General features: G+C 58.2%; 3 rRNA genes (1 of these 3 running past the window's edge). All 3 read left to right on the top strand.

What is annotated here, in order from left to right:
* A 16S ribosomal RNA gene (locus tag U9980_RS10540) occupies positions 1 to 669 on the top strand (it extends 1176 nt beyond the left edge of the window).
* Between the two features lie 372 nt (positions 670 to 1041).
* Positions 1042 to 4156 (top strand): 23S ribosomal RNA (locus tag U9980_RS10535).
* A gap of 68 nt (positions 4157 to 4224) precedes the next feature.
* A 5S ribosomal RNA gene (gene rrf, locus U9980_RS10530) occupies positions 4225 to 4341 on the top strand.
* Together the 16S, 23S and 5S rRNA genes form the textbook arrangement of a ribosomal RNA operon.
* Positions 4342 to 4364: the final 23 nt, after the last annotated feature.

The raw sequence follows: 4364 nt of genomic DNA, 5'->3' as shown, positions 1-4364 counted from the left end.
GCCCCGCCTGGGGAGTACGGCCGCAAGGCTAAAACTCAAAGGAATTGACGGGGGCCCGCACAAGCGGCGGAGCATGTGGCTTAATTCGATGCAACGCGAAGAACCTTACCAAGGCTTGACATGCAGGGAAATCTCGTAGAGATACGGGGTCCGCAAGGGCTCTGCACAGGTGGTGCATGGCTGTCGTCAGCTCGTGTCGTGAGATGTTGGGTTAAGTCCCGCAACGAGCGCAACCCTCGTTCTATGTTGCCAGCGAGTAATGTCGGGGACTCATAGGAGACTGCCGGGGTCAACTCGGAGGAAGGTGGGGATGACGTCAAGTCATCATGCCCCTTACGTCTTGGGCTGCACACATGCTACAATGGCCGGTACAAAGGGCTGCGATGCCGCAAGGTGGAGCGAATCCCAAAAAGCCGGTCTCAGTTCGGATCGGGGTCTGCAACTCGACCCCGTGAAGTCGGAGTCGCTAGTAATCGCAGATCAGCATTGCTGCGGTGAATACGTTCCCGGGCCTTGTACACACCGCCCGTCACGTCACGAAAGTCGGTAACACCCGAAGCCGGTGGCCTAACCCCTTGTGGGAGGGAGCCGTCGAAGGTGGGACCGGCGATTGGGACGAAGTCGTAACAAGGTAGCCGTACCGGAAGGTGCGGCTGGATCACCTCCTTTCTAAGGAGCATCTGGCAGGCGGGTTCGTCCTGTCTGTCCAGGGCCATTGTCGGATGTTCATGCCGGCATGGTGCTCAATGGGTGGAACGCTGGCTAGTGGGATGGGATGGCTGCTGCGGTTTCTAGTACGCCCTGCTCTGGTGGGGATGGAACGGGATCGTGGGGTCAGATCGTCTGAGGCACGCTGTTGGGTCCTGAGGGAGCGAGCTTCCTCGGCGATCATGTGAGCCCCTCGGTGTAGGTGCCGGGGGGTTCGGTCGCGGAACGGACCATTTGCTGCATGGAACTGTCGGCGTTTGCCGGTGGGCCGTGTGCTGGTGGATGGGACCGTCCGTACCTTGAGAACTGCACAGTGGACGCGAGCATCTTTGTGGTCAAGTTATTAAGGGCACACGGTGGATGCCTTGGCACCAGGAGCCGATGAAGGACGTGGGAGGCTGCGATATGCCTCGGGGAGCTGTCAACCAAGCTGTGATCCGAGGATTTCCGAATGGGGAAACCCGGCAGGACCCTAAATCCTGTCACCCTCGCCTGAACACATAGGGCGTGTGGAGGGAACGCGGGGAAGTGAAACATCTCATTACCCGCAGGAAGAGAAAACAACCGTGATTCCGCGAGTAGTGGTGAGCGAAAGCGGATGAGGCTAAACCAATCTCGTGTGATAGCCGGCAGGCGTTGCGTGGTTGGGGTTGTGGGATCGTTTTGACGGATGCTGCCGCTCTGTCGGGGAGTAAGAAAGTGCCGTGTTAGTCGAAGGCCATGCGAATGGGCCGCCATAGAGGGTAACAGCCCTGTAGACGAAAACATGGTACCTCCCGAACGTCATCCCAAGTAGCACGGAGCCCGTGAAATTCCGTGTGAATCTGGCGGGACCACCCGCTAAGCCTAAATACTCCCTGGTGACCGATAGCGGACTAGTACCGTGAGGGAAAGGTGAAAAGTACCCCGGGAGGGGAGTGAAATAGTACCTGAAACCGTGTGCCTACAATCCGTGGGAGCGGGGGTTCGCCTCTGTGACCGCGTGCCTTTTGAAGAATGAGCCTGCGAGTTTGCGGTGTGTGGCGAGGTTAACCCGTCGAGGGGTAGCCGTAGCGAAAGCGAGTCCGAACAGGGCGATTGAGTCGCATGTCCAAGACCCGAAGCCGAGTGATCTATCCATGGCCAGGTTGAAGCGCGGGTAAGACCGCGTGGAGGACCGAACCCACCAGGGTTGAAAACCTGGGGGATGAGCTGTGGATAGGGGTGAAAGGCCAATCAAACTCGGTGATAGCTGGTTCTCCCCGAAATGCATTTAGGTGCAGCGTCACGTGTTTCTTGCCGGAGGTAGAGCACTGGATGGCCTAGGGGGCCCACAAGCTTACTGAAGTCAGCCAAACTCCGAATGCCGGTAAGTGAAGCGTGGCAGTGAGACTGCGGGGGATAAGCTTCGTAGTCGAGAGGGAAACAGCCCAGATCGCCAGCTAAGGCCCCTAAGCGTGCGCTAAGTGGAAAAGGATGTGGAGTCGCCCAGACAACCAGGAGGTTGGCTTAGAAGCAGCCACCCTTTAAAGAGTGCGTAATAGCTCACTGGTCAAGTGGTTCTGCGCCGACAATGTAGCGGGGCTCAAGCGCACCGCCGAAGCTGCGGCATATGCGTTGGTTCGGCCTCCTTTTCGGAGGGGGTCCAGACGTGCATATGGGTAGGGGAGCGTCGTGTGGCGAGTGAAGCGGCGGGGTGACCCAGCCGTGGACGCCACGCGAGTGAGAATGCAGGCATGAGTAGCGAAAGACGGGTGAGAAACCCGTCCGCCGGATGACCAAGGGTTCCTGGGCCAGGCTAATCCGCCCAGGGTGAGTCGGGACCTAAGGCGAGGCCGACAGGCGTAGTCGATGGACAACGGGTTGATATTCCCGTACCGGCATTGTCGCGACCATGGCGAACCCGGTTCGTGCTAACCGTCCGAGCTGCATCTGGCCTTCGGGTCGGGTGTGGGGAGCACGGGACCCCGGCTGGTAGTAGGCAAGCGATGGGGTGACGCAGGAGGGTAGTCCAACCCAGGCGGTGGTTGTCCTGGGGCAAGGGTGTAGGGCGAGATATAGGCAAATCCGTATCTCATGTGCCTGAGACCTGATGCCGAGCCGATTGTGGCGAAGTGGATGATCCCATGCTGCCGAGAAAAGCCTCTAGCGAGTGGCAGGGCCGCCCGTACCCTAAACCGACACAGGTGGTCAGGTAGAGAATACCAAGGCGAGCGAGTGAACTGTGGTTAAGGAACTCGGCAAAATGCCCCCGTAACTTCGGGAGAAGGGGGGCCGCTTTCCGTGTAGGGGCATGCCTCCGAAGCGGAGAGAGGCCGCAGAGACCAGGGGAAAGCGACTGTTTACTAAAAACACAGCTCCGTGCGAAGTCGTAAGACGATGTATACGGAGTGACGCCTGCCCGGTGCTGGAACGTTAAGGGGACGGGTTAGTACTTCGGTGCGAAGCTCAGAACTTAAGCGCCAGTAAACGGCGGTGGTAACTATAACCATCCTAAGGTAGCGAAATTCCTTGTCGGGTAAGTTCCGACCTGCACGAATGGCGTAACGACTTTCCCACTGTCTCAACCACAGACTCGGCGAAATTGCATTACGAGTAAAGATGCTCGTTACGCGCGGCAGGACGGAAAGACCCCGGGACCTTTACTATAGCTTGATATTGATGTTCGGTTCGGCTTGTGTAGGATAGGTGGGAGACTGTGAAGTCGGAACGTCAGTTTCGGTGGAGTCGGCCTTGAAATACCACTCTGGTTGAATTGGATGTCTAACTTCGGTCCGTGATCCGGATCAGGGACAGTGTCAGGTGGGTAGTTTAACTGGGGCGGTTGCCTCCTAAAGAGTAACGGAGGCGCCCAAAGGTTCCCTCAGCCTGGTTGGCAATCAGGTGTCGAGTGCAAGTGCACAAGGGAGCTTGACTGTGAGACAGACATGTCGAGCAGGTGCGAAAGCAGGGACTAGTGATCCGGCGGTGGCTTGTGGAAGCGCCGTCGCTCAACGGATAAAAGGTACCCCGGGGATAACAGGCTGATCTTGCCCAAGAGTCCATATCGACGGCAAGGTTTGGCACCTCGATGTCGGCTCGTCGCATCCTGGGGCTGGAGTAGGTCCCAAGGGTTGGGCTGTTCGCCCATTAAAGCGGTACGCGAGCTGGGTTTAGAACGTCGTGAGACAGTTCGGTCCCTATCCGCCGCGCGCGCAGGAGACTTGAGAAGGGCTGTCCCTAGTACGAGAGGACCGGGACGGACGAACCTCTGGTGTGCCAGTTGTTCTGCCAAGAGCACGGCTGGTTGGCTACGTTCGGAAGGGATAACCGCTGAAAGCATCTAAGCGGGAAGCTCGCTTCAAGATGAGGTCTCCCACAGGGTTAACCTGGTAAGGCCCCCGACTAGAACATCGGGTTGATAGGCCGGAGGTGGAAGTGCGGCGACGCACGTAGCTGACCGGTACTAATAGGCCGAGGGCTTGACCACAAATATGCTACGCGTCCACTGTGCGGTTCTGGAGGGATGGCCGGTTTCGGCTGTGAACTTCATAGTGTTTCGGTGGCTATGGCGAAGGGGAAACGCCCGGTTCCATTCCGAACCCGGTAGCTAAGCCCTTCTGCGCCGATGGTACTGCGTGGGTGACTGCGTGGGAGAGTAGGACGCCGCCGGACTTCTTCTGAAGGAGGGGTTATCC

Origin of the sequence: Protofrankia sp. Cr1 (assembly GCF_963555865.1) — a bacterium.
Classification (GTDB): domain Bacteria; phylum Actinomycetota; class Actinomycetes; order Frankiales; family Frankiaceae; genus Protofrankia.
The sequence above is the reverse complement of the archived record's forward strand: the minus strand, read 5'-3'. Positions and strand labels throughout refer to the sequence as shown.